Origin of the sequence: Chitinimonas sp. JJ19, assembly GCF_036961565.1 — a bacterium.
Lineage (GTDB): Bacteria > Pseudomonadota > Gammaproteobacteria > Burkholderiales > Chitinimonadaceae > Chitinimonas.
In genome coordinates, this window is the sequence record NZ_JBAMDD010000009.1 from 62,214 (window position 1) to 87,608 (window position 25,395).

A 25,395-nucleotide genomic window follows, 5' to 3' on the forward strand; every position below is an offset into this window, starting at 1 on the left:
TACCACTTTCTTCGAGTATATGTTCCCAGACAGCCCGATAATGTATAGCTCGCGCCGTTAGACTACGCCAGCCAGCAGAACCGCCATTTATGCGCTAAAAGGTTCAATGAGTAATGCGTAACTGATGGTCCCACAGCCGGTCCGCCCCCGCCGAAAGCGAAGATGAAGACGCCCACCCGCGCATTCCACCCGACCACCTGGCCGATATCCGCCAAGCTGGCGGCCTTGCTGCTGTTATTCAGCCTGTTGCCCATGCTGGTGGCTTCAAGCTATACCCTCAAGGGTAGCCTTGCCAGCCTGGAAGCAACCGAACATCGGAATCTGCAACAACTGGCGGCCAGTCTCGCTGGCAGGCTGGACCAACTGATACTCGACAGCCAGCACTTCCTGGTTTACATGGCCGTGCACGAGGCCGTGACCAAGTTGATCGTCGATGCTAACCCGGCAAACCGCCTGGCGGTAGAAACAGAGCTGGGCAAAATTGCCAACTCCAACAGCGACATCGAGTTGCTGATGGTGCTCGATGACAAGGGCAACGTCATCGTCGCCAGCCACCCCCAGTTTCTGGGACGGGATTTTCACTTTCGCGATTATTTCAAACAGGCCATAGGCGGCAGTCTCTATATCTCGGATATCGAGGTCGGCGCGGTCACCCGCCAGCCTGGCGTGTTCTTCTCCGCCCCCATACCCAACCCCGAGGGCAGGACGGCCGGCGTGGCCGTACTGAAGCTGCGCGGCGAGGCAGTAACCGGCATTTTGCAATCTGCCCGCTCCAGCAGCAGCCGCTACGCCTTCCTGACCAATCGTGAAGGCATGCTGGTTTACCACCCGGACGACAAGTTGCTGTACCGCAGCCTGACCAAGCTGCCGCCGCCCGTGGAGCAGCGTATCGTCAAGGAGCGGCAGTTCATGCTGGACCGCATCGAATCGCTCAACCTGACCGATCTGGCACGCGCCATGGTACCTGCTTCGCAGCCCGGCAGCGTCGCCTATTTCTCGCCCTATAGCGGCCAGCCGGAAATTGCCGGCTATGCGCCAGCCCGCCACCGCTGGGTGGTTGGCGTGAACGAGCCGCAGGCCGTGTTTGCCGCCCCCTTGAACAGGCTCTCCTGGCATGTGGTCCTGGGCGTGCTGGGTATAGCCGCGCTCTGCATCCTGGCGGCGTTCGGGCTGTCCCGCCTGCTGATGCGCCCGGTGCATTCCCTGGCCCATGCGGCAGAGGCCATGCGGGCGGGGGATTACGAGCAGGCCAAGGCCTTGCCCTACTGGCAGGATGAAATGGGCTCGCTGGCCAACACCTTCAACGACATGGTACGGAGCGTGCAGGAGCGGGAACGGGAGCGCGATATCTTTGGCCGTGTGGTGTCGCCCGAAGTACGGGAGAAACTGTTGTCCGGCGAGGTCAAGCTGGGTGGCGAGAGCCTCAAGGTCACCGTGCTGTTCTCTGACATCCGCGACTTCTCCACGCTATCGGAACAGATGACACCCGAGCAGGTGGTCAGCTTCCTCAATGAATACCTGTCGGAGATGGCAGAAGCAGTCAAGCCCTGGGGGGGCTACATCAACAACTTCATAGGCGATGCCATCGTGGTGATCTTCGGTGCCCCGATCGCAGCACCGGGCCGCGAATGGGCGGCTGTTGCCGCCGCCTTTGACATGCGTGACCGCCTGGGCAAGCTCAATGACCTGCGCGAGATGCGCGGTGAAATACGCCTGGAGAGCGGCATAGGCATCAGCACCGGCGAGGTGATCGCCGGCCAGGTCGGCTCTATGGATCGCTTCCTCTATACGGTGATCGGCGATGCCGTAAATGTGGCAGCACGACTGGAAGCGCTGACCAAGGAGCTGCGCCGCGACATCCTGATCAATCCCAGCACCTTTGAAGGCATACGCTACCGACCCGAGGCGCAGGTTGAGGGTATGGGGCAGCACAAGCTCAAAGGGCGGCGCGAGGCCATCGAGGTGTACTCAGTGTCGCGGGCGAGTTGAAACGCGTCTGCCGGGTACGATTCACCACGAGCCAGGCGGCGCTGTCGCCTATCATGCTACGTTGAACCTGCTTTCTGGATAGCCGCCATCTTGAACCCACGACACCTGCCCAGCATCGTCCTGCTTGCCAGTATTCCCGCCCTGGCGGCAGATCCCGTTGCCCTGCCATCGCCTGGTAGCGTGGAACGTTCGCTCAAGCGGCCGGAAGCCGCCCCCAGGCCACCGGCCGAGGTACTGTTCCGGCGTGATGACGGTGCCAGCGAGCACGACCCCAAGGGCCGACGCTTTCGCGTCAATGGTTTCGATTTTCGTGGCAACAAGGTGATATCGGAATTCCGTCTGAAGCGTGTGGTAGAGCGTTTTCTGGACCGTGAACTCAATCTTTACGATCTGGGCCGCGCCGCCGACGCTGTCAGCGAGCACTACCAGCAGGCGGGCTACCCGCTGGCACGCGCACTGGTGCCGGCCCAGCGGGTAACCGATGGTCTGGTACGCATAGACGTGGTCGAAGGGGTGCTGGGGGAAGTCAAGGTCGCCGGCAATAGCAGCTACGGTGCGCAGTTCCTGCTGGAATTCGGTGGCGAACTGCCGCCAGGCCAAGCCATTGCCCAGGCCCCGCTGGAAAACAAGCTGCTGCTGCTGAACGACCAGCCAGGACTGCGTGCCCGCGCCACCTTGGTGCCTGGCAAGCAGTACGGTAGCAGCGACCTGCTGATACAGGTGGAGGAAAAGCGTTTCAGCTTCGACGCTGCCCTCAGCAATGCCGCCCGCAAGGAAATCGGCCAGACCCGGCTGGACATGACAGCCAACTTCAACAATCCATTGGGTTATGGCGATCAGCTCAGCCTGCGTGCCATACTCAGCGAACCCGATCTGCTCAAGTACGGCAAGCTGTCTTACAGCCTGCCCATAGGCGATCAAGGCGCACGCCTCAGTCTGAATCACTCCCGGGTGAACTATGACGTAGGCGGTGCCCTGGCGCCCCTGGCGCTGCAGGGCGAGGTCGAGACCTCAGAGCTGCTCTACAGCTATCCCCTGCTACGCTCGCGCGAGCGGGATCGCAGCCTGGGCCTGGGCTACAACTACCGCGAACTGCAGCAGAATGCACTGGGTGTCACCGTCTCGCGCAAATACCTGGCCCTGGCCAGCCTGACCTGGCGGGAACGCTGGTTCGACCAGGATGGCACCGCCTGGAATTGGCGCCTGACCGCCTCCAGCAATGGTCGTCGCTATGAACCAGCTGACCCAGGCGTCACCATCCCCCCCGTCAATCCCAACGATCCCCCACTGGTCATCGTCCCTCCCACACCTGGGCAGCAGAATGCCGAGCGCCTGCGGTTGGAAGCGTATGCCGATGCCACGGCGGCGCTGAGCAAGCAATGGGATGTATTCGTCAAAGCCCAGTGGGTCTACAGCCGCAATACCCTGCCAGATAGCGACAAGTTTGATATTGGTGGCCCGGATAGCGTACGGGCCTATAGACCATCCGAAATGCGGGGCGACAGTGGCGAAGCCCTGACGCTGGAAGCCAGGCGCCAGATCGCCATACTGGGTCGTGCTGCACAGGCCAGCGTGTTCGTCGATTACGGCCGGGTCATCTACAAGCAGCGTGGCTTTCGCAATGGCAGCGACGAGCTGGGTGCAGTAGGTGTCGGACTGACGGTGTACCCCACCAGCAATAGCACGGTTAAAGTGGAATATGCCCACGCCGCAATGAACAACTATCGGGCTGACGACGGCAAGCAAGGCCGCCTGTGGTTCAACCTGAGTGCGAGCTTCTGATCATGCCTATACGAGCCCTGCCCTTCCGGCCCACCCTGCTTGCACTGGCTTGCCTGGCGGCACTGTCCGTTCGGGCCGAACTGCCCTCCACACCCACCGTTGTCTCTGGCGATGTGACTTTCAGCCCGAATGGGTCGGTGGTCACCCAGGCCAGTGATCGTGCCATCGTCAATTGGGGCAGTTTCAGCATCAGCGCCGACCAGTTGATGCGTTTCCTGCAGCCCGGAAACCAGTCGGTCATGCTCAATCGTGTCATAGGCAATGATCCCTCCCAGATACTGGGCCAGCTGCAGGCCAACGGACGCATATTCCTGGTCAATCCCAACGGCGTGTACTTTGGCGCCGGCGCGCGGGTAGATGTGGGTGGCCTGCTGGCCACCACCATGGACATCCGCAATGAGGATTTCCTGGCTGGGCGCTATACCTTCCACGGCAAGGGCAACGCCGCCACCGTCATCAACGATGGCAGCCTGCGGGCAGCCGACGGTGGCTTTATCGCCCTGGCAGGCGACCGGGTCATCAACCGGGGCCTGATCGAGGCACGTCTGGGCAGTGTGTTCATGGGTGCGGGCCACGCACTGCAGCTGGACCTGGCTGGCGACGGCCTGATCAGCTACGCACTCAGCCAGGAGGCGCTGGGTGAGCTGGCTGGTGCAGCCAACTCAGGCCAGATACTGGCCGATGGTGGGCGCGTCATCATGGCGGCACGCACGGCACGTTCCCTGGCAGGCAGTGCGGTGAACCAGGCTGGACTGATACGGGCGCAAGGCGTTGCCGGGCAGGATGGCGAGATAGAACTGCTTGGCACCGGCGGCAATGTGAGCATGAGTGGCCAGCTGGATGTCAGCGGCGCCAGCGGTGGCCAGGTCAGGCTGGAATCGGATGCCACCACGGTACTGACCGGTACGGTTGCTGCCAGCGGTAGTGCCGACGTTGGCGGCCGGATTGCCGTATTGGGCCAGCAGGTTGCCTTGACCGATACCGCCCGGCTTGATGCCAGCGGCCAGCACGGCGGTGGCCAGATACTGGTAGGCGGCGACTGGCAGGGCAAGGGCACGGTTACCAACGCACAACGGACGCTGGTGCAGGCAGGCGCACAACTGCTTGCCGATGCGACCCAGCAGGGCAACGGTGGCAAGGTGGTGGTATGGGCCGATGGTGATACCCGCTTTGCTGGCCATATCAGCGCCCAGGGGGGCGCGCTGGCGGGTAATGGTGGCGCGGTCGAGGTCTCCGGCAAGGACAAGCTGGCCTTCAATGGCACGGTCAATACCAGCGCAGCCAACGGCAACACCGGCGCACTATTGCTGGACCCAAGCAGCCTGACCATTACCAATGGCGCAGCCGCAACCGGCGACCAGGCCGGCAGCGTGGCTGACGGCACCCTGTTTGCCGCCGACCCCGATACCAATCCCAACACGCTGGCCGAACAGACGCTGGAAGGCCTGACTGCCAACACCAATGTGGTCATCGAGGCCACCGGCGAGATTCTGCTGAAGGATTTGACCGACAACCTGCTCAATATGAAGCAGACCAGTGCCGGCAGCCTGCGCATCACCTCTACCCAGTCGGGCGGCATACGCTACGAAGACGTCAACGACGAGATACGCACAGCAGGCGGCAGCATTACGCTGCAGGCACTGGGCAGCGGCGCGCTCAATATCGGCAAGCTGAACTCCGGCAACGGCAACATCACCCTCAAGTCATCTGCTTCGGCCTCGCTGGGTCATGACATCCGCGCTGGATCGGGCAGCATCACTCTAGACATGGCCAACGGCGCCCTGCAGACCACGACCAGCACCGGCCTGTTTGCCAGCGGCCTGCTGCTCAAGGGTAGCGGCTATTTCCGGCTACTGAGCTATGGTGGCTCTGGCTTCTATACCTCAACCAACCAGATCGGCACCCTGGCCGCCAGCCTGACTGGCGGCAGTGTGCAGTACTCGGGCAACTCGGCCATCAGCTTGGGTTCGGTGGCCGGGGTGAACGGCTACACCAGCGGCAATGGCTCGCTACAGGTCTACAACAACAATGGCATCACCTTTGCCCAGGATGTCAACCTGGGCTCGGGCACCGGCTTTTTCCTGGCGGGTGCCAATGCAGGGCTCAATCAGTCTGGCGGCAGCATCATAGCCGATGGCCTGATGCTGAAAGGCAGCGGCAATTTCAATCTGGCTTCTGCCGGTAATGACGTGAATGTATTGGCAGCCGACACCAGCAACGGTTCCATCACCTTCCGAGACAAGGACGAGCTGGCGGTAGGCAACGTCTGGAACTGGGTCATAGGGATATCCACGCAGGGGGGCAACCTCAGCCTGCGCACCGGTTCACCCACTGCCACGCCCGATTACAGCAAGCCATTTGGCGATGCCGCCAACCCGGCCAGCCTGAAGATAGACAACAACGTCAACCTCGGAGGCGGGCAACTGACACTGGAGCTGGACCAAGGCGGGGTACTGCAGCGCAATGTTGCCGGTGAAACAGCCGGCTCCATCGTCGCCGGCTCGCTGGTGGTGAAAGACCAGGGCAACAGCAGCAAGGTCAATACCGTCAGCCTCAGCAACGCCAACAACCAGATTGATGTCCTGGCGGCTTCGCTCAATGGTTCGTTCTTCTATACCGGCGCGCCACGCACGGGCAATACCGTCACCATCGGCTCGGTGGGTGGCGTCAATGGCATACGTACCACCTCCAATACCATCGTCGCGCCAGCAGATAGCACCACCACGCCACCCAAGCCGCCTACCTACAACACCAACAACGTCTCGCTCTCCATCGGCGGCAACCTCAACATCAGCCAGAACATCACAACACCCGGCACCTGGACCGATACCAGCAATGTCGTCACTACCAAACAGCGTGGCTCGGTCACCATAGGCATAGGTGGAGACTTCCTGGCGCGTACCATCAACGGTGCCATGATCTATGGCAACTCGCTGGGGCTCTTGGGCGAGGTTGGCCAGGGCACCTTCAATATCAAGAGCGAGGTCGAAACCCTGGTGGCCGGCGGTGGCAAGGACACCATAGTCGACAATAGCAGCTATACCGGCCTGCTGGCCGCCGCTGCCATCGGCGCCGTCAGTGATGCCATCGACCTGAAGGTACCCACTGGCACCAGCTCGAACAGCAGCAGTACCGTACCCGGCTCGCCAGGCGCAGGCGGTACCAGCAGCGCCAGTGGGGGCACCACCACCACGACCGAGGTTTCACTGGATGCCGTCAACAAGCCCGTCGGCAACTTCTACCTGACCACCGGCGACGACCTGCGCATCATCAAGCTCAACAGCAATGGTGACACGCTGTTCCTGCGCGCCAACAATATGGACGTCGTACTGGATGCCGCCACCAAGAATGGCGCCCGTATCATCCTTCAGCCCTTTGGTTTGAGCCGCACCATCCGGGTCAGGGCAGACGATCCTTCCAACCCTTATGTTGCAGGGGTCACCACTGATACCACCTATACCTGGGAAACCCTGCTCAAGTTCACCAACCTGACCTCCACTTTCTACTTTGGCGCCCGCCCCTATGCGCTGACCGATCCGATCGCAGCCGGCCAAATTGGGGCTTACAGCGGCTTTATCCGCATAGGCGACAACGGCAAGGCCAATCTTTCCTATCGCAGCATCTCCGCCCAGACCAGCGGCGATATCCAGGTCGACCAGATAGGTCGCCTCTACAACCTGCGCCTGCTGGGGCGCAACCTGCTGGTCAACGGCTTCGAGACCTTTGGCGACCAGATACATCTGATCTCCGACACCCTGGTCATGAATGGCGACAGCAGCCAGTACATTAGTGCCGATAACGTCAAGATCGTGTTGCGCAACCTGGGGGACCAGACCATCTGGGTGGGCAACCGCCCAGCCAGCGCCGCCTATGGCAACGAAACCGAGTACAAGGCCGATCTGCTGAACAAGTTCAATGCCAAGGGCACCATCATCATCAGCGGCACGCCAGATATGCCCTTTGGCAGTTCGCCCACCAAGTACAACCCGGTCTATACCGATATCCACGTCGCCGATGGCAGTGGTTTCAACCTGGGCACCCGTACCCTGGAACTCGACACACCCAAGAGCATCGTTGTCCACAACACCCCCCCCACCATTGCCTACAAGGGCAATAGTGGCCAGCGGGGTGCCACCTGGACCGGTTGCAACGCCGGGGTTGCCAGCTGTGGGGCCACCAATCCCGAGCCAGACAGCACCCCGGACGGTGGCGACACCGGCGACGGTAGTGGTACCGGTGGCGGTGGCAGCGGCGGCAGCACAGGCCCAACAGCCGGGCCTGGCAGCGGCTCGGGTGGTGGTTCGACCGGTAGCGGAAATGGCACCGGCGGCACTGGTGGTGGTTCCGGTGGTACCGGCGGCGGCGGTTCAGGCAGCGGCTCGGGCGGTGGCTCGGGCGGTGGCGGAGGAGGTGGTTCCGGCAGCGGTGGCGGCGGCAGTGGCTCCGGCTCGGGTAGTGGATCAGGATCAGGCAGCGGCTCGGGCGGCGGCGGTGGCTCAGGTAGCGGCTCCGGGTCCGGCTCCGGCTCAGGTGGTGGATCGGGCTCTGGCGGTGGCAGCGGCTCGGGTAGCGGTTCGGGCAGCGGCGGTGGCGGCGGCGCAGGCAGCGGTTCTGGCGGTGGCGGCGGAGACGACGATGGCGGTGGTGCCGGTGCAGGCTCCGGCGGCAGCGGCTCGGGTAGCGGCTCAGGCAGTGGTAGTGGTGGCGGCAGCGGTGGCGGTTCCGATGGCACCGGTGGCGGCACAGCCAGCGGCGGTGGCTCGGGTGGCGCCGGCAGCGGCGCAGGCACGGGTAGCGGCGGTTCCGGCTCCGGCTCCAGCGGGGGTGATGGCAGCGGCTCAGGCGGTAGCGGCAGTGGGGGCTCGGGCGGCGCTGGCGGCAACGGTAGTGGCGGAGCCGGCTCCGGTAGCGGCGACGATGGCGATGGTGATGGTGCCGGCGCAGGTGGCGGCGGTTCCGGCAGTGGTAATGGCGGCAGCGGTAATGGTAGCGGTGGCTCGGGCAGCGGCTCGGGTGGCGATACGGACGGCGGCGGCAGTGCGGGTAGTGGCAGTGGTGACGACGACGGTGGAGACGGCGGTGGCGCCGGTGGCAGTGGCTCCGGTAATGATGGCGATGGCAGCAACGGCAGCGGCAGTGGTGGCTCCGGTAGCGGCGATGGCGACGGAAGTGGCTCCGGCGGCGGTAGCGGCGGCGATGATGGCGATGGCGACGGCGGTGCCGGTAGCGGCGGATCGGGCAGTGGTGACGACGGCTCCGGTGATGGCGCGGGCGGCAGCGATGGCGATAGCGGCGGCGACGACGGTTCGGGCTCAGGCGGCAGTGGCGACGGCGATGGTGATGGCAGCGGCTCTGGTGGCGGCAGTGGTGGCGGCGACGACGATGGTGGCGGTGCCGGTAGCGGTGGCTCGGGTAGCGGCGATGACGGCAGTGGCGATGGCGCAGGTGGCAGTGACGGCGACGACGGTGGCGATGATGGTTCCGGCTCGGGTGGCAGCGGCAAGGGAGACGGTGATGGTGAAGGCAGCGGCGGCGGTGGGTCGGGCAAGGATGACGATGGAGACGGCGGCGCAGGCAGTGGGGGCTCCGGTAACGGTGACGACGGCGACGGTGATGGCGCAGGCGGCAGTGACGGCGACGACAGTGGTGATGACGGCTCCGGCTCGGGCGACAGCGGCAAGGGCGGCGACGACGGTGATGGTGGCGGTAGTGGCGGCTCGGGCAACGACGATGACGGCGAAGGCGGTGCCGGGTCGGGTGGTTCCAAGGGCACCGGTGGCGGCGGCGATGAGGAAGGCAGCGGTGGCGGTGGCGGCAGCAATGACGAGAACGGCGCGGGATCAGGCGGCAGCGGCAAAGGCACCAAAGGTGATGGCAACGGCCAGGGCGATGGCCAGGGCGGAGACGATGGTGGCCGTGACGGTGGTGGAGATGGTGATGATGGAGAGGGTAATGGGCAGGCAGACCGTAGCCTGGCCGATAGCGGCATACCCTGTACGGAGATGCCGCTCAACAAGCGCCCTGTCGATGAAAAGACGGCCGGTGAAATCGACCTGAGCGGTGGCCGTGGCTTGGTCAAGCTACGTGGCGAAGGCGTCAACGTACGCAAGGACTGCGAGCGCAAGCCTGCCAAGGATCAAGCTGCACCGATCAAGACTGCTGCACGCTGAGTACCTGCTTAGAGCCTGTTCACGATCTTTTCTCCTCGTTCCGGCGAGTCGAAAAGCGTTGAACGGGCTCCAGCCCACGGCACCATGGGTGACTAAGCAGGGTAATCGTATCCGACAGATAGCAAGGCGGACGTCGCCGAGAAAACAGAAACAGGGCACAACTTAGGTGCCCTGTTTCTGTTTTAACCGTTTGCTGGCAGTAACGGTGCCCCCCCTTCGCCACACTCCCTTCCGGGCCACAGGGATGGTTTGCTCATGCCCCCGGCGAGCCCTCCCCTACGTAACTTCGGGCATCCGTATCAAACAGGGCCTGGGGTCTATCCTGTGGTGCAGACAGCCGGATACCCCCACTACTCCTGATAGGCCGGCAGTTGCGGCACAGGCTTGGGGGGCGGCTCCGATACCATGGGGCCATAGGTCTTGGTGTAGAGGTAGCTCAACACCAACAAGCCCACGGTCAGGCATACCCCTATCTTGGTCAGCAGATTGGCCGGTGCGGGCGGTGGTCCATAGCGGTTATCGCCATGCTTGCCAGGCCATAACCAGAACAGCAGGTTCACCCCAGGCACCAACACCAGCAGGGCGACCCAGCCCGGCAGATTGGCATCATGGGCTCGTTCCACTGACCAAAACAGCAAGCCCGCCATCAACAGCAGGAACAAGCCCGCACTCCAGATCTGGAAGGCGCCCGCCACCGACTCCGGCGGTAGTGCCATGGTCAGGACGGTGATGATCAAGGACAGGCTAAGGGTGTACAGAATCGCCAAGCCCAGCACGCAGGCAATATAGCGTATACGGCCCATGCGGCCACTGGGCCAGGGTAAGCGGCGGCGACCTTCCGGCGGTTTGCGGGAAGGTGCAATCGGTTGATAGTCCACCTCGCTCACGGTGCCACCCACTTGCCTGGGTTTTGGAAGGGCGATTGCATGCGCATGACCGCTTCAGCCTCAATAGGCAGGTAGTAGTCGCTGTCTGGCCTGTCGGTGCAGGTACGCGTGGTCGAGCCGGCACCGTAGCTGCGCAGCATCCCAGGGGCATCCCTGCTGACGGCAGCTGGCGTACCCGGCGGGTCCACCGCCAGGTTGTAGATCAGCTTGTTGATGATGGGCACGAACATGCGGTAGCAGATCCGCACGTGTATCTTCAAGATGTTGGCATCCTGCACGTTCAAACCACCCTTGATTGCCGTGGCATCACGGTACATCAGGTTATCGTTAGGTATCTCGCTGCCGGATTCGGAATCCCCCTGGTGGGCCGTCAACAAGGCCGAGGTGGGATTCACGATGGTGATGCGGGTCAGCTTGGTATTGGACACCAGATTATGTGCGCTGAGCCGGGCTTTCTTGATCATGGCCATGTCACGGCTACCGAGGCTGTGGGCAAACATGGGCGTCAGTCCAGCCTCCATGCCATCCAGTATGGCGTCCATCTTGCCATTGCGTAATGCCCCCTCGCGCACCGCAACCGTGGCAGCGTAGTTCAGGGTCAGCTTGGCCTGGTAGATGAAGCCCATCTGTATGGCACCCAGGGTCAGCAACAGCAAAATGGGCAGGGCATAGAGGAATTCGGGCATGGCTTGCCCATGCAGGCGTCGCCGCATCATGGCTTGGCACTCCCCTGCGTGCCCTGCGCCTGCTCCAACAGCTGCAGCACCTTGGCAGCCTTGCTGCGCAAGGCCTCATCATCGGCGGCCAGGCTGTGAGCCTGCATCATGGCTGCCACCGCCTGCCGTTGCCGTATCACGCCCAGGTTATGCCAAGCGCGGGCATCATGCGGCTTGATCATCAGGCTGCGCTGGTAGGCCTCGGCCGCCTGCTCCGGCCGGTCGGACCGGGCGTAGAGATTGGCCAGGCGAAACCAGGTTTCCGCATCATTGGGTGCCACCCGCAACAGCCCCTGCAGCAGCCTTTCCGACTTCACGTCGTCCCCCTCCTGGTGGGCTGCCTCTGCCTCCCTGTTCATGGCATAGGCATCGGCAGCATCGCCAGTAATGGCGGCTGGCATGGCCGAGCAGGCAACCAGCAGGGTGTGTAGCAGCGCGGGTAGCCACAGCCGGCCTAGCAGACGCTTCATGCTGGCCGCCAATGCAGTTGCTCGCCCGTCACCAAACCCAGGCGGTCTATGGTGCCCGGGGCCATTTCCAGGGTGGCCGTAGCACTGAGGCAACCGGCCATGCGGGCCGGGCGCAATTGGCTGACCAGCTTGCGCACCCTGCCCTGTTTGTCCACAAAGGCCAAGTCCAGCGGATAGGCCATCCCCACGGTATGTATCAGTCTGCATGGTTGTATCAACATGGCTTCATCTGCGGCCAAGGGCGGCCTGCCCAGCAATCCCTGCATGCGTTCGGTCGCACTCTCCGCCAGCCACACCTTGCCCAGCAGCAACGTATCGCCGCGCCAGGCGGCCAATTGCTTCAAAGCATACCTTCCTGCATAAACTTCATGACGATGGGGAAGGCAAGCACGATAAACGTCACTGGGAAGATAAACATGATCAGCGGCAGTATCAGCTTGACCGGTGCCTCCATGGCCAGCTTCTCGGCACGCTGAAAACGCTCGATACGGCGCTGCTCGGCCTGCATACGCAAAACCTGGCCCAGACGGGCACCCATCTTTTCGGCCTGGATTACCGCCCCCACAAAGGCCGTTATCTCCTGCATGTCCAGCCTCGCCTCCATACGGCGCAGCGCGTCGGCGCGAGGTACACCAGCACGCAGATCACGCACCACCATATAGAACTCGTGCCGCAACGCCCCTGCCGGGCCTTTTTCCATCGATTGCTTGATGGCACCCGTCAGGTTCAAGCCTGCCTCCACCCCCAGGGTGATGAAATCCAGGTAGACCGGCAAGGACTTCAGCACTTCCTTGCGGCGCTTCTTGCGCACGTCAGACAACCAGATCAGGGGGTAGAAATAACCCAGGAAAGCCACCACGGCAGCCCAGTGGTAAGCCTGTGAATGCAAGGCTGCGATACAAAACAAGGTCAAGGCACCAGCAATAAGCGCAGACAGCAGACGCAGGGCGTAGTATTGCTCAGCGCTCATCAGATAGCCCACACCGGTTTCGCGCAATGATTTGTGCGCCCGCTCCAGCAGATCGGGAGGAAAGCGCGAAGTGAAGTGGTACTCCATGAAGTTCACCCCCGGCCAGATCAGCCGCAGCATAGGGGGTAGCTCGTCCATATAGGCACGATCCTCGCTCGGCACCTCGCGCTTGAGCTGGCTCATGCTATAGAACATCAGCAACACGCTCACACCGATAAGCGCACCGATCAGCAATCCGATAAAGGTGGTGGTCATACGTCTATTGTCGTGATCTTGCGGATAAACCAGTAGCCCACCAGTTCCATCACGATGATGACGGTGAGTGTCCCATAGCCTATCCAGGTGTTGAACAACGGTTCCATGGCCTTGGGCTCGATTGCGCGCAAGGCCAGCATCATCAATATGGGCAGGCCAGTCATGATCACGCCCTGCGCCTTACCCTGTGCAGTCAGGCTGCGTATCTTGCCTTCCATGATGGCTTTGTCGCGCAATACCCCAGCCAGTGATTCCAGTATCTCAGCCAGATTTCCACCCACCTCCTTGGAAATCCGCATGGCAGAAATCACCAGCTGAAAATCCTGCTGCGGGTTGCGCCGCTCCATGTTCTGCAGTGCGGTATCGAAATCCACACCCAGTCGTTGCTCGCGCAGCATCAGCTCGAATTCCTGGCTGACTGGTGGCTTGGATTCCTTGACCATGGATTCCAGCGACACATTGAGGCTGGCTCCCGCCCGCATGGCGCCCGATACCATCAGCAATGCATCAGGCAATTGCTGCTCCAGCCGCTTGAGCCGGCGACGCCCCAGGAAACCCACATACCACTTGGGCAGGAATACCGTCGCAATCAGGGCGCCAAAGGCGAATACCGGGTTGCCGGTCAGCAACCAGACTATGGGCGGCAGGATGCAGGTCAGCGCCACGTTGTAGCGGAACATCTTCTGCGGATCGAGGAAGATGAACATGTCGGCCAAGGTGGTGGCCGTGGTCAGCTCTATGCTGGCGCGTTGCTTGTCCAGATAGCCCTGTATCGCCTTGTATACCAGCCAGGCAGTGATCAGGGTCACCAGGAAGATCAACGCAAGCAGCAGTGTCATCGCCGTATCTCCCCGCCCTGGAAGATGCTCATGTCGACATCCATCCCGCGCGCAGCCAGATCCTGATAGAAGTCCGGCACGGCACCCGTCGAGATATGCCGCCCCTTGACCTTGCCGTCAGCACCGAAGCCCTCCTGCTTGAACAGAAAGATATCCTGCATCTGTATCATGTCGCCTTCCATGCCGGTGATTTCGGTCACGTGGGTCACTTTGCGCGAACCGCAGGAAAAACGGTTCTGCTGCACGATAAAGCGCACGGCTGACGATATCTGCTCGCGTATGGCCCGGATAGGCAGGTCCAGCCCCGCCATCATCACCATCACCTCTACCCGCGCCAGACAATCTCGCGGGGTGTTGGCGTGGGCAGTGGTAAGCGAACCATCATGGCCGGTATTCATGGCCGTCAGCATATCCAGCGCCTCGCCGCCCCGGCACTCCCCCACCACAATACGGTCGGGCCGCATCCGCAGACAGTTCTTCACCAGATCGCGTATCAGCACGGCGCCCTTGCCCTCGGCATTGGGTGGACGGGATTCCAGTCCCACCAAGTTGGGCTGGCTCAGCTTGAGTTCGGCCGCATCCTCCACCGTCACGATACGCTCATCATCGGGAATGTAGTTGGACAGCACATTGAGCAAGGTCGTCTTGCCCGAGCCCGTCCCCCCCGAGATGATGATATTGGCCTTCTGCTCCACGATGGTGCGAAGAAATGCCAGCATGGTCGGCGTCATGGAGCCGAACTTGATCAAGTCCTCGCCATGCAGTTTGCTCTTGGCAAACTTCCGTATGGTGATATTGGCACCCTTGAGCGCCAGGGGCGGAATCACCGCATTCACCCGCGATCCATCCTTCAGGCGGGCATCCACCATGGGCGAGGATTCATCAATACGGCGTCCCAAGGGGGTCACGATGCGCTCAATGGCACTGACTACAGCCTGATCCGAGGTAAAGGTGATATCCGACTTGGTAAGCCGACCCTTGCGCTCGATGAATATCTCGTCAAAGCGATTCACCATGATTTCGGTCACCGCATCGTCCGCCAGCAAATCCTCCAACGGCCCTAGCCCCACAACCTCGTCCTGTACCTGCTTGACCAACAGGTCACGGTCAAAACCTTCGGGTATGGTCTTGTCGTTGCGAACGATCTCCGCCAGCATCAGCCCCGTATTGCGACGTAGTTCCTCCTCGCTCTGGCTGGCAATATCGATGCGGCGCAAATCCATCTGCTTGATCAGCTCGGTATGGATGCGCTTGAGCAAACCTATCCAGACCGCCTGCTGGCCAGGGTCACGTGCTGACACTTCATCGGTCACGGTAGGCACGGCGGCCGTCGCCGCGCTGGCTACAGGTGCCATACCTGCATCCATCGAAGCGTGCATAGGCGCAGGTGCGGAGGTTGGAGCCGGAGCCGGAGCCGGTTCGTCCAGATCCATCACCCGCAACTCATAGCCGCAGATATGGATCACATCCCCCGGCTTGAGCGGGCCATACAGGCTGGCTTGCTTGCCATTCACCTCGGTATTGCCCTTGGGATCCAGATTCTCCACATACACGCCGTCTGCCCGGCGATGGATGGCAGCATGGCGCTTGGCCACCGACCAGCCCTGCAGGATGATGAGGTTCTCGTCGCTCTTGCCTATGGCGCAGCTATCGATGGTGCACTCAAACACATTCTCGGCGCCGCGCGGTGTAGTTACCAATACGTTCAACATGGCGCGCCCTCAATCCAGTATCTCTGATTTGCCCACGCTGCGCTCAAAGCGCTCCCGCATGCCGTCGCTCTTCTCAATACGTTCACGATTGAGGGTAGACGCCGGGTCTATCACCGTAGGCGTGACCAAGATGACCAGGTCGGTGCGGCTATTGCGGAAGTTGTCCGAGCGGAACAGCTGACCTATCACGGGTATGGAACCCAGTCCGGGCACCCGCGAGATATCCTTGGACATCTCGCTGTTGATCAGGCCAGACAGGGCGATGGTCTGGCCGTTGCGTACATTGATATCCGTGCTGGTCTTGCGCGACAGCAGGCCTGGCGCGCCATCTACCGATACCGAACTGTCGATGGAACTGACCTCGGTATCCACCGCTGCAGAGACATTCCCTTGGTCATCGGCCACCGGCTTGATGGTGAGCTTGATGCCGTAGTCCTTGTATTCGATAGACGTCGAACCCAACGCGCCGGCAACCCGTATGGGGAACTGCCCGCCGGCAAGGAAACGCGCCTCACCGCCCGAACGAGCCGACAACTCGGGTTCTGCCAGGATATAAGCATCACCATTGTTCTTGGCAATATTGATGGTGGTGTTGAGCAAGGACGAAATACCCAGGTAGGTACGCAAGCCCCGATTGCCGGTCTGGATGGGTAATATCCCCTGTATCGGTGCTTGTATGCCCGTACGGTTCTCTGAACCCCAGTTGCCCAGAAAGCCCACCGACGGCCCTGCCATCGAGCCCGGCCATTGCACCCCCAGGTTCTCCAGCAGGGAGCGCTTCATCTCCACCACCTGCACCTTGAAGTAAATCATTTTCTTCATGGAGACATCTTCAGCAGACACCAGGCTCACCACCTGCGGGTAGAGCTTGGCTACCAGGGCGATGCGCTCCAGATCCGTCTTGCTGGCTGTGCCGCTGATGACCACATTGCCACCTATCTGGCTGAGCTTCAGGCCGGGTACATCCTTGAGCATGCTGGCCGCAGCCTGGTAGGCACCCTGGCTGTCACGGGTCACCACGCGGACGATGTACTGTCGCCGCGGCCCCTTGCCAGACCATAGCATCATGGAGGTATCGCCCTCCTTCTCGGCCAGCAACAGCAACTCGCCTGTTTCCAGCGCACGGGTAGAGACTATCGCGCCATTGCCAATGGCGACTCGGTCGAGCTTGCCGGCCGGTATGGTCTTCAGTTCGCCGATAAACATCTTGATTTCGGTAACGCCCTGAGGCGCTTCGGCAACAGGTGCCGGCGCCGGTGTCTTGACGGTAGCAGCCAGTGCCACAGGCGCCAATCCGGCAACAGACAGCAAGGCAAGGGTGCAGATGGGTTTGCGCATGTTGTAGGTATCCCGTCGCTCGTTATTTTTGCGTGTTGGTGTTGGCTGCCGGCGCCGTAGGCATGACGTTTATCGGCAAGCTGGCTGGCATCCCGACAGGATTAGGCGCACCTGCGGGTGGGGCCATCGAGATACTGCCCATGCCGCCCGACACGGGAATGTTCAAGCTAGGTGTCACGCCCTCCGAACCACCCTTGCCGCCGATGATGTATTCGATGTAGGCATCCACATCGCCGGTCACCGGCATTTCTATACGTGCCGCCGCAGTCGCCTTGGCCACGGCCTGGGTCCGCGCAGCAATATTACGCATCAGGTCACCCGCACTGGAGGAGTCATATTCGCTGGCAGGGTCGCTGCTCTTGATCGCATCCTTTTCGTTGCGCAACACTGCCCGCAGCTTGCCCATCTCCTGCGCCATCACCAAACTCATCGCCTGGCTGGGGTTGACCTCTAGGGTATAGGTGCCATAAGTCGAGCGGCGCTCCTGGCCGTTGGCAGGATCATCCCTGACAACCTTCTGGCCGGTTGCCAGCACTTTGACGCTCAGCATGAAGGGCACCACCATGCTGCTGCTCTTGCCCCCTGATGGATTATTGGGGGCTGCGTTGGCGCTCTGCTCCATGATCAGCATCAGGTCAATCAGGTTGCCGGGCTGCACCATATGCGAGATCGAATTGAGTTCATCGGTCTCTATGGTCATGGCGCGCGTGCCGGTTTTGAGCGAGCCTGCAAAGTCAGCATAGATCTCGCGCAAATCTGCCCGCAACAACGGCCTGCCCTGCTTAACTGGCCGAATCAATGCCAGGCCTTTGTAGTTCTCGAACTGTTCAACGGTGACGGTATCGTCGTAGACCAGATCGCCAGCTATCTCTCGCGAGGCGACGACACTGAGGTCTATAGGCGAACCCGCCGGCAGATCGCTGGTGGGAACTACGACAGCAACGGTAGGTCCCTTACCTCGAACCTTGGCTTCTATCTCGCTCTGGAGCGTACGCTCCTGCAGCCGCAGATACTGCACGGTGAGAAACATGGCGAGCAGGCCGAGCAATATCGCTGCGACCAGCATCACCCAGGTTCGATTGACCTTGGCAAAATTGAGCTTCATGACGGGCGGGCGTCCTGTCTGGGCTATTCGTATGGATGGCAACCGGGTGATCGCCGCTTGTTATGGTTGTGACTACGATGCTGCAGGGTGCTGCTCAGCTTGCTGTTGTGGGGCAGTATCCCGACATCAGCCTCGCCGCTGTTTTTCTATTGATCCCAACTGACTGATACTTCACTGATGGGCCAGGTCGGGTTGGTCAGGTCCGGGCATTTATCCAAGGTGGCAGACCCGCTGACCGGCCCCACCGACCCACCATAGACATTCATGCAGTCGGGCACCTGAGCGACCGACATGGCATAGCTGTAATCAGTAAAGTAATCGCGGATATTGCGCATCAGGCCATCCACATTGGCGGTCAACAACACGCCACCCATGCAAGCGGCAATCACCACAATGTATTCGATGCTGGACTGGCCTGCTTGCGCCGTCCGTATTGATCGGGGTAGTGCAGACATATACGGCCCCTTACGGTCTATCCATATAGTTGAATAGCACATTGGTCTGCCCCTCGCTGCGGCTTATGGTCAACATGGCCAGATTCTTGTCGCGCTTCATGTCAAAAACAATGCCTGGGCCGTTCTTGGTATTGATGCGGCGCTCCATGCTGATCTTCCAGCCCTGGCTGGGCAGGTTGTTGCGGTAGTAGATGGCATTGCTTTCCATGGTCAGCGCATTACGCAGAAACACGGTGCGGCCGTTCTTGATGCCGTCCCGGTGCTCAATGTCGTTTACTACCTGGCTTCCCGATGGCATGGGGAAACGTTCTGGCTTGCGCAAGGGGCCAGTATTGGCCTGGCTGACACTGAGTAAACCGGTAGACCCCGTACCCGCCGGCTTGACCTGAAAGGTATAGAAACACTGCCCACGAGCCGTAGCAACCGCCTGCCAGCCCGCAACAGGATACTCGGTCACCTCCCCGCCCCCTACCGACCAGACCCGCTTGTAATGGGCAATCATGCTCAGCGGCGACTGGTCGCTATCCACCTGCAGGATGGCCATGGGCACACCGCTGACCAGCATATCCTTGGCTATCCAGTTCAGCCTGGCCTTGGGCGCCTCAAACTCTGGGCATTCGGCAGCCTCAGCCATCAAGGCGATGCCACCCAGCACGATAAGCAAATACTTGATCATTTCACTCGGTCTTCCGGAACTTCATCTGGTGCGATCTTGCCAATTTCCAGCTTGCGGGTAGACAGCTCGGGCGCCCAGATAGAGAACACGGTCTGCACCACATTGAGCAATGAGATATCGCCTATGGTGGGAATATTGACCGTGGCGGCCAGCAGTGAAAGTGGCGTCAGGCCCTTTACCTGCTGCACCACGCTGGTTTTGTCATCGGCGCTTGCGCCATCGGCCGTCCAGCCATTACCCAGCACGATGGCGGTTTCCACCATGGGCTTGCGGGCCAAGGCCGCGCTCATCAGATAGGTATTGGGGTTGTAGCTTTCCGGGCTGACGGTGACCGTGGCCGTGTACTTGCCACCCATTTCCAGGGTGAAGGGCCCCAATGTGGCAGCCAGGCTGGCAATCGGCGTAAGCACCCGGTTGATGGTGCCAGGCGCGCAATCGTAGCCTGTCATGGCCGCCACCATGCCACCTGCCGGGTCGCACTTCTGGCCAACCTCGCCTGATATCTGGGCATAGTTGAGCATGCTCTGACCATTGCGGTCCTGCCACAGCGCCTTACGCTGTCCACTACGGAAATCACTGCTACCGCTATCGGAGCTGCTGAAGGTGCTGGTGGCCGAGGTACGCGACAGCAATCGGCTGCCTATCTCCGCCTTGATCTGGGCGTCGGTCTTTTCATTGGCTATCCAGGCATTGGTAAACCCGAACCAGCCTATTTCGCTGGCCGAGTCTCCGCCAAAGAACACCGTACGTTCCCACGCTGCATAGCGCGCCGCCTGCACCACATGGCTGCGTATATCCAGATACTTGGCCAGCACCGGCACGGCCAGGAACAGCGGCACCAGTATCGTGCTGCAAACGATCATGGTTTCCACCATGGCCTGGCCGGCTTGACGGCGTGCGCGCGAATAGCTCATAGGTGTTGGAACATCATGGAGGCATACTTCTCAAGGAAGCTGTTAGGCGTCAGCCTGGCCTGCCAGTAGGGGTTGTACAGGTTACCCAGTTCCTGCTTGCCGTCCTCACGCTCCCAGCCCTCCCCCAGCTTGGATGGCCGGGAGAAATAGACTTGCGCGCGAGACAGGGCACGCATGCTGTCGTCCCCACCCGGCTGGCCATTCTCCATGCCAAACCGGCCCTTGCTGTAGCTGCCGGAGTTCGGCAAGGTACTGGATTTGCGTTCTACCTCAATCAGCAGGCTGGCGCCTTCCAGGTTGTCCTTGGTCAGGTCGCGCACATCAAAATACGGGCGCAAGCCCTCGCCGCCCAGCGTATTGCCGGCACCCTGCGGGCGCTGGCGCAAGGCTGGCATGGTGGTCATGGTGTGGTTGTAGGCACCGCCATAGGCATCGCCCGCCGGCGTGGAGAAGTTGTTGTTGGTTCCCAAGGCGCCCGCACCACTGATCTGTACCCCCGCCTGTGCCGAACCCCAGCCCATGGGCATGGTTGGTATCACGATGGGTATGGGGATAGGGATGCCCAGTATCGATATCCAGAATATGGCTGCGCCGGTAAAACCGGTGGCGTCCAGCGCCGTCCAGGTCTTCTTGGAATACCCTGTGGCGCTGCCGCCTGCAGTGACGGATTTGAGTTCGGTCCCGCCCCGGTGCCAAAGTGCCATGAACACCGCACCATTCTGGTAGGGAATAAACCGCGTGGGATCAAATACGAAGGGATTGGGCGTCAGGTAGTAGAACTCAGGGGCGCCATCAAACCAGCCATCCTTGGTGCTGCGGTCACGCGAGAAGCCATCCAGGGAATTGATGGTGACGCTGGCAAACCGGTCGGCCTCAGCACCATCGCCCTGCTTGCCGGCAGCGGGCTTGGTATTCGGATCCTTGCGCTCGGTAAAGCGTAGCCAGTTGTACAGCGATACCGCAGCCGTCGCCCAGCCGCCCTTGGTCAGGCTGGCCTCCGGGTCATTCATCTTCAGTACATTGTGCTTGGGGTCCAGGCTCAGCATGTCCTGTACCGCATCCGGCATACCGCTGGTATCCAATCCCAGTTTATTGAGTAAACCGTCCCCGGAAGAATTGATCAAATCCATCCCCAAGGTCTGCGCCATCGTCAGGGCAGTGCCGTAGTGGTAGACCATCTGGGCTAGATTCAAGGCCGCATTGATGCCATCCAGCAGCTTGGCCAGTATCGGCCCAGTGGTGTTCATCACCGTCTGGAAGCCGTTGGATATGCTCTTGTTGATATTGTAGGGCGTCGTCCACATCCAGGCCGCCAAGGGGCCGCCCAAGGCGGTAAGCATCTTGGGAACCCAGGCAAATTCGCTGGTGTAGGTCTTGTTGAAATTGCGCGCCCAGGAGGTGAGCCCGACGACTTGTGCGACGGCGACCTGATTGGCCACCATGGCGCGGTTGGTATAGGCCGAGAAATTGTAGTCCCGCGCCTGCGCCTGCGCCGCGCTGTAGACAGCCGCATCGGCGGCATTCTGCAAGCGCATCTTGCCCAGCGTCTGCTGGCCCACATTGAAGGTTGCCAGCATGACCAGAATGACAACCACCAGCACGATAAGCGAAAAGACCAGCGCCTGACCGCGCTGGCCTTTAAGCTGGACAGCGGAGCGCACTGTACTGGACATGATGACGCCCCGCATCAGGATAGGATGGCTGCGGCTTAGTTGCCGTAGCTACCCATACCCTTTTGTGCTGTACCCTGGCTACGGGCGCTGCCAGCGGCAGAACTGGCGGTCCCCCGTGCGGACGATGCACCAGCGGTATCACCAGCCACTTCACTGGCCAAGCCGGAAACCTGGGCGCGGATGGTTTGACCGAAGAAGCTGTAGACACCGATGGCCGCCACGGCAATCAGCGCGACGATAATGATGTACTCAGTCATGCCCTGGCCAGTCTGGCGCTTGGGCAAGTTGCGCATGGACTGGCGCAGGTTGTCGATTTTTTTCATGGTCGTGCTCCTCGATAGCTGAATAAGGCGGTACGGGTGGTGGAACTAAGGCGAGAAGCGGGCCTGCACCCGACCCTGGCAACTTGCTTCCACCTCGACAATGAAATTAGTCCTCGGCGAGATGAAAGTCAAACCCCTTGTAAGCCTTGACAGGCGCGGTATCCAGCCTAGCCTATATAGATTGAAACAACATGCTCGCCGACAGGATCAACATGATGCGTATTACCCCTTTATTTGCACTGCTGTTCTGCCTCTCCGCCCAGGCCGACTACCAAGCCGGGAAGGACGCCCAGCAAGGCGGTGACTTTGCTCGTGCCGCCAAGGAATACACAGAATCTGCCAATCAGGGCGATGTCCGTGCCCAAACCGAGTTGGGTTCCATGTACGAGCGCGGAGAAGGGGTGACCGCCGACTACACCCGCGCCCAGTTCTGGTACAAGAAGGCGGCGGACAAAGGCTACATGCCTGCGCAGACTTCGCTGGGCTATCTGTACGAGCGCGGCCTTGGTGTGCCGCGTGACTATACCCAGGCCATGCAGTGGTACCGCAAGGCGGCCGACAAGGGCTATGCCCTGGCGCAGAACAATGTTGGTGTGTTGTTCGAGAATGGCTGGGGGGTCAAGCAGGACTTCGGCAAAGCCGTGGAGTGGTATCGCAAGGGAGTAGACCAGAACCTGCCCCTGGCGCAGACCAACCTTGGCTTCCTGTATGCCGAAGGTCGTGGCGTACCCAAGGACGACAACCAGGCCGTCCTGCTATACCGCAAGGCTGCAGATGCTGGCTTTCCTCAGGGCCAGAACAACCTCGGTTACATGTATGCGAGTGGCCGCGGGCTGAAGCAGGATTTCGATGCAGCACGTAGCTGGTACGAAAAAGCCGCCAAGGAAGGCAACGGCCAGGCCATGCTGAACCTGGCCTTGATGTACCAGAACGGCAGGGGGGTCAAGCAGGATAGCGCCCGCGCAATAGACTGGCTGACCCGTGCAGGCAATCTGGGGTATCGCCCAGCCATACAACGCCTGATCAAGGTCTATCGACAAGGACTATGGGGTGAGAAGCAGGACGAGGCCGCAGCAGCCGACTGGGAAAAGAAGCTTACCTGAGCCCTCAACACCTCAAGCAGACAGACCGCCGACAGGCGGTCTTTTCATATCGCTCGCTCCTGTTCACAGCGCCGTTGCCACATCACCCGATACTGCTGCTCCAGGGCGCGGGTAAACCGGGTGCCATCCATCAAGGGTGAGCGCGCCATGCGCTCCCTGAGCCCCAGGCGTAGCTGGTTGAGCGCCGCCCGATCCTGCAACTGGGCCAACGCGCGCTGTACGAAAGCCTCCCTACTGTCAGCGATCCAGTCGCTCAGGCCCACGGCGCTCAAGGCACTGGCACCGCCACGCCCCATCACGGTATCGCAGGCCAAGGTCAGCACCGGCACCCCCATCCAGAGCGAATGGCAGGTGGTTGTACCGCCGGTATAGGGAAAGGTATCCAGGTTGATGTCAATCTGGCCGTGCATGGCCAGATAATCGTGAAAAGGCGCGCGATCACGTATCACGATGCGCTCTGGCGCCACGCCCAATGCAGCAAAGCGGGCGCGCGTCTCATCTGCAATGCGGGCAAAACCCCTTGCCGCGATCAGCAGGCGGGAGTCCGGCACGGCCAATAGCAGGTCGGCCCACAGCCGAATAACTGCCGTGCCAATCTTGGCGGGATTGTGCAGGGCGCCAAAAGTAACGCCCTGCCCCACCAGGCATGGCGTGTCGACCACTTCGGGTGCATCGGCGGGTGGTTGATAGCACCATTGCGAATCGGGTAGATACGCCAGCTGTTCGCTATGCAGGGCCCGGGCAAATTGCGGCGGACAGGCCACCGCGTCCGTCAGGCGGTAGTCCATGCTGGCAAGGCCGGTCGTGTTGAGATAGCCCAGCCAGGTAACCTGCACGGGCGCCAGACGGCGGGCCATCAACACCAGGCTGTTGTTGCCTGTGTGCCCGGCTAGGTCGACCAGAATATCGATCCTGTCTGCCAGTATGGCCTCTGCCACGGCCTCGGCCTCGGCATCGTCAAACTCCCGCCAGTAATCAGCCAAGCCCGACAATCGTGTGGTGGTGTCGCTGGCCAGCTGTCGCTGGGTGGAATACACATAGACGTCGTACTGTTTGCGATCATGCTCGCGGAAAACCGGCTCAACAAAATAGGCCACAGGGTGATGCCGCATGTCCGGAGATACATAGCCTACGCGCAGCTTGCGTTCTGGGCGCCAATCCTGCTTCCAGCGCCGTACTTGCTCAGCGGGCAAGCGTGCGGCCTGTTGCAAATGGACCTGGTAGAGCGCGGCAGGATCGAGCGTATCGTCATAGCACAGGGTAAACAGCAAGTTGGAGAGGTAAGTCGGCTTGTCCGACAACTCCGCCGCACGCCGGAAATGTGGCAGGCTTTCGGCCTGTCGGCCCAGTTCGGACAACACCAGGCCCAAGCCATTATGGCTGGAGGCCACCTCCTCGATAGCCAGTGCAGCCCGGTAGTGCTCCACTGCATCATGCAGCTGCCCGGCACCAGCATGGGCATTCGCCAGGTGGTAATGATATTCGGCCGAGCCAGGGTGGCGGGCCAGCAAGGCGGAAAAGCGGGTTATTGCCTCCGGCCAGCGCGCGGCCTCGATGGCTGCATGGCCCAGGCGCTGCTCAGCTTCTTCCAGGTCAGGAGCCAGCTCCAGTGCTGTTTCCAAGGCTGCCATGGCCGCCACATTGCAGTGCCTGCATTGCAGGCAGGTGCCCAGCGCCAACCAGGTGGCGGCGTGCTTGGGGGCCATCCTGCTGGCCAGTTGCAAATAGATTTCCGCAGCCTCGTAGCGCTCTGCAGCCAGCAATCGACGCCCAGCCGCCAGCACACCGCTGTGCACACCGAGCTTACGCAATATCGCCGCCCACGCCTGGTTCATGCTCGCCCCGAGTTTTGATGTTGGGTCGGCACTTTAACGCACTACACTAAAGCTTGGTAACGCCATCGCCCCTGGGTGATGCAGGATGCATACGGCAGACCGTCCTCCCTAAGTAAGCACCTCCGGGCCGGCCCAAGCAGGCTGGCAAGGCATGGATGCAAGATAGCGGGATGGGTTTCGTAG

At 61.2% G+C, this 25,395-nt stretch carries 19 protein-coding genes; 4 read left to right on the plus strand and 15 right to left on the minus strand.

Annotation, left to right across the window (positions count from 1 at the left end):
• Window positions 1-162: 162 nt before the first annotated feature.
• From V7714_RS12675 to V7714_RS12685, 3 genes are all read left to right on the plus strand, one after another.
• On the plus strand, window positions 163-1,989 hold the full coding sequence (locus tag V7714_RS12675) for a cache domain-containing protein (RefSeq protein ID WP_335710060.1): 1,827 nt from the start codon (window positions 163-165) through the stop codon (window positions 1,987-1,989).
• A gap of 90 nt (window positions 1,990-2,079) precedes the next feature.
• The gene (locus V7714_RS12680) at window positions 2,080-3,771 is read left to right on the plus strand and encodes a ShlB/FhaC/HecB family hemolysin secretion/activation protein (protein ID WP_335710061.1); all 1,692 of its coding nucleotides are present in this window, start codon (window positions 2,080-2,082) and stop codon (window positions 3,769-3,771) included.
• Window positions 3,772-3,773: 2 nt separating this feature from the next.
• On the plus strand, window positions 3,774-9,941 hold the full coding sequence (locus tag V7714_RS12685; protein ID WP_335710062.1) for a two-partner secretion domain-containing protein: 6,168 nt from the start codon (window positions 3,774-3,776) through the stop codon (window positions 9,939-9,941).
• A 350-nt stretch (window positions 9,942-10,291) separates the two neighbouring features.
• Here the strand turns inward: V7714_RS12685 and V7714_RS12690 are convergent, their stop codons facing one another.
• The 14 genes from V7714_RS12690 to V7714_RS12755 form a co-directional block, all read right to left on the minus strand.
• Complete coding sequence (locus V7714_RS12690; RefSeq protein WP_335710063.1) at window positions 10,292-10,828, minus strand: DUF805 domain-containing protein; 537 nt, start codon at window positions 10,826-10,828, stop codon at window positions 10,292-10,294.
• Window positions 10,825-11,544 carry a TadE/TadG family type IV pilus assembly protein gene (locus V7714_RS12695; protein WP_335710064.1) on the minus strand — a complete coding sequence of 240 codons (720 nt, stop codon included), beginning with the start codon at window positions 11,542-11,544 and terminating at the stop codon, window positions 10,825-10,827. Before V7714_RS12695 ends, V7714_RS12690 begins: the two co-directional genes overlap by 4 nt.
• A complete protein-coding gene (locus tag V7714_RS12700; protein ID WP_335710065.1) occupies window positions 11,541-12,014 on the minus strand; it encodes a tetratricopeptide repeat protein in 474 nt (157 codons plus the stop codon). Before V7714_RS12700 ends, V7714_RS12695 begins: the two co-directional genes overlap by 4 nt.
• Window positions 12,011-12,358, minus strand: coding sequence for a DUF192 domain-containing protein (locus tag V7714_RS12705; protein WP_335710066.1), 348 nt, complete (start codon window positions 12,356-12,358; stop codon window positions 12,011-12,013). The genes V7714_RS12700 and V7714_RS12705 overlap by 4 nt, the downstream gene beginning before the upstream one ends.
• Window positions 12,355-13,239, minus strand: coding sequence for a type II secretion system F family protein (locus tag V7714_RS12710; RefSeq protein WP_335710067.1), 885 nt, complete (start codon window positions 13,237-13,239; stop codon window positions 12,355-12,357). Before V7714_RS12710 ends, V7714_RS12705 begins: the two co-directional genes overlap by 4 nt.
• Window positions 13,236-14,078, minus strand: coding sequence for a type II secretion system F family protein (locus V7714_RS12715; RefSeq protein WP_335710068.1), 843 nt, complete (start codon window positions 14,076-14,078; stop codon window positions 13,236-13,238). Before V7714_RS12715 ends, V7714_RS12710 begins: the two co-directional genes overlap by 4 nt.
• Entirely contained in the window at window positions 14,075-15,790 is a 1,716-nt protein-coding gene (locus V7714_RS12720; protein WP_335710069.1) for an ATPase, T2SS/T4P/T4SS family, read from the minus strand. Before V7714_RS12720 ends, V7714_RS12715 begins: the two co-directional genes overlap by 4 nt.
• A 9-nt stretch (window positions 15,791-15,799) precedes the next feature.
• Window positions 15,800-17,128: a type II and III secretion system protein family protein gene (locus V7714_RS12725; RefSeq protein ID WP_335710070.1), complete on the minus strand. Its 1,329-nt coding sequence runs from the start codon at window positions 17,126-17,128 to the stop codon at window positions 15,800-15,802.
• Between the two features lie 22 nt (window positions 17,129-17,150).
• The gene (cpaB, locus tag V7714_RS12730; protein ID WP_335710071.1) at window positions 17,151-18,233 is read right to left on the minus strand and encodes a Flp pilus assembly protein CpaB; all 1,083 of its coding nucleotides are present in this window, start codon (window positions 18,231-18,233) and stop codon (window positions 17,151-17,153) included.
• A gap of 146 nt (window positions 18,234-18,379) precedes the next feature.
• On the minus strand, window positions 18,380-18,688 hold the full coding sequence (locus V7714_RS12735; RefSeq protein WP_335710072.1) for a hypothetical protein: 309 nt from the start codon (window positions 18,686-18,688) through the stop codon (window positions 18,380-18,382).
• Between the two features lie 10 nt (window positions 18,689-18,698).
• A complete protein-coding gene (locus V7714_RS12740; RefSeq protein ID WP_335710073.1) occupies window positions 18,699-19,364 on the minus strand; it encodes a hypothetical protein in 666 nt (221 codons plus the stop codon).
• Window positions 19,361-20,278, minus strand: a complete 918-nt coding sequence (locus V7714_RS12745; RefSeq protein WP_335710074.1) for a hypothetical protein — start codon at window positions 20,276-20,278, stop codon at window positions 19,361-19,363. The genes V7714_RS12740 and V7714_RS12745 overlap by 4 nt, the downstream gene beginning before the upstream one ends.
• On the minus strand, window positions 20,275-21,951 hold the full coding sequence (locus V7714_RS12750; protein WP_335710075.1) for a pilus assembly protein TadG-related protein: 1,677 nt from the start codon (window positions 21,949-21,951) through the stop codon (window positions 20,275-20,277). The genes V7714_RS12745 and V7714_RS12750 overlap by 4 nt, the downstream gene beginning before the upstream one ends.
• A 35-nt stretch (window positions 21,952-21,986) precedes the next feature.
• A complete protein-coding gene (locus tag V7714_RS12755) occupies window positions 21,987-22,274 on the minus strand; it encodes a Flp family type IVb pilin (protein WP_284195943.1) in 288 nt (95 codons plus the stop codon).
• 212 nt (window positions 22,275-22,486) lie between these two features.
• Between V7714_RS12755 and V7714_RS12760 the strand changes: the two genes are divergently transcribed.
• Window positions 22,487-23,377 carry an SEL1-like repeat protein gene (locus V7714_RS12760; RefSeq protein WP_335710076.1) on the plus strand — a complete coding sequence of 297 codons (891 nt, stop codon included), beginning with the start codon at window positions 22,487-22,489 and terminating at the stop codon, window positions 23,375-23,377.
• Window positions 23,378-23,421: 44 nt separating this feature from the next.
• Here the strand turns inward: V7714_RS12760 and V7714_RS12765 are convergent, their stop codons facing one another.
• A complete protein-coding gene (locus V7714_RS12765) occupies window positions 23,422-25,212 on the minus strand; it encodes an O-linked N-acetylglucosamine transferase, SPINDLY family protein (RefSeq protein ID WP_335710077.1) in 1,791 nt (596 codons plus the stop codon).
• Window positions 25,213-25,395 lie beyond the last annotated feature (183 nt).

What these genes read in the sequence shown, in the direction of transcription:
- V7714_RS12725 (WP_335710070.1), bottom strand. Translation starts at nt 17,128, where the DNA reads ATGCGCAAACCCATCTGCACCCTTGCCTTGCTGTCTGTTGCCGGATTG.
- V7714_RS12710 (WP_335710067.1), bottom strand. Translation starts at nt 13,239, where the DNA reads ATGACCACCACCTTTATCGGATTGCTGATCGGTGCGCTTATCGGTGTG.
- V7714_RS12695 (WP_335710064.1), bottom strand. Translation starts at nt 11,544, where the DNA reads ATGATGCGGCGACGCCTGCATGGGCAAGCCATGCCCGAATTCCTCTAT.
- V7714_RS12715 (WP_335710068.1), bottom strand. Translation starts at nt 14,078, where the DNA reads ATGACACTGCTGCTTGCGTTGATCTTCCTGGTGACCCTGATCACTGCC.
- V7714_RS12675 (WP_335710060.1), top strand. Translation starts at nt 163, where the DNA reads ATGAAGACGCCCACCCGCGCATTCCACCCGACCACCTGGCCGATATCC.
- V7714_RS12765 (WP_335710077.1), bottom strand. Translation starts at nt 25,212, where the DNA reads ATGAACCAGGCGTGGGCGGCGATATTGCGTAAGCTCGGTGTGCACAGC.
- V7714_RS12745 (WP_335710074.1), bottom strand. Translation starts at nt 20,278, where the DNA reads ATGAGCTATTCGCGCGCACGCCGTCAAGCCGGCCAGGCCATGGTGGAA.
- V7714_RS12720 (WP_335710069.1), bottom strand. Translation starts at nt 15,790, where the DNA reads ATGTTGAACGTATTGGTAACTACACCGCGCGGCGCCGAGAATGTGTTT.
- V7714_RS12735 (WP_335710072.1), bottom strand. Translation starts at nt 18,688, where the DNA reads ATGTCTGCACTACCCCGATCAATACGGACGGCGCAAGCAGGCCAGTCC.
- V7714_RS12740 (WP_335710073.1), bottom strand. Translation starts at nt 19,364, where the DNA reads ATGATCAAGTATTTGCTTATCGTGCTGGGTGGCATCGCCTTGATGGCT.
- V7714_RS12750 (WP_335710075.1), bottom strand. Translation starts at nt 21,951, where the DNA reads ATGTCCAGTACAGTGCGCTCCGCTGTCCAGCTTAAAGGCCAGCGCGGT.
- cpaB (WP_335710071.1), bottom strand. Translation starts at nt 18,233, where the DNA reads ATGAAGCTCAATTTTGCCAAGGTCAATCGAACCTGGGTGATGCTGGTC.
- V7714_RS12760 (WP_335710076.1), top strand. Translation starts at nt 22,487, where the DNA reads ATGATGCGTATTACCCCTTTATTTGCACTGCTGTTCTGCCTCTCCGCC.
- V7714_RS12700 (WP_335710065.1), bottom strand. Translation starts at nt 12,014, where the DNA reads ATGAAGCGTCTGCTAGGCCGGCTGTGGCTACCCGCGCTGCTACACACC.
- V7714_RS12755 (WP_284195943.1), bottom strand. Translation starts at nt 22,274, where the DNA reads ATGAAAAAAATCGACAACCTGCGCCAGTCCATGCGCAACTTGCCCAAG.
- V7714_RS12685 (WP_335710062.1), top strand. Translation starts at nt 3,774, where the DNA reads ATGCCTATACGAGCCCTGCCCTTCCGGCCCACCCTGCTTGCACTGGCT.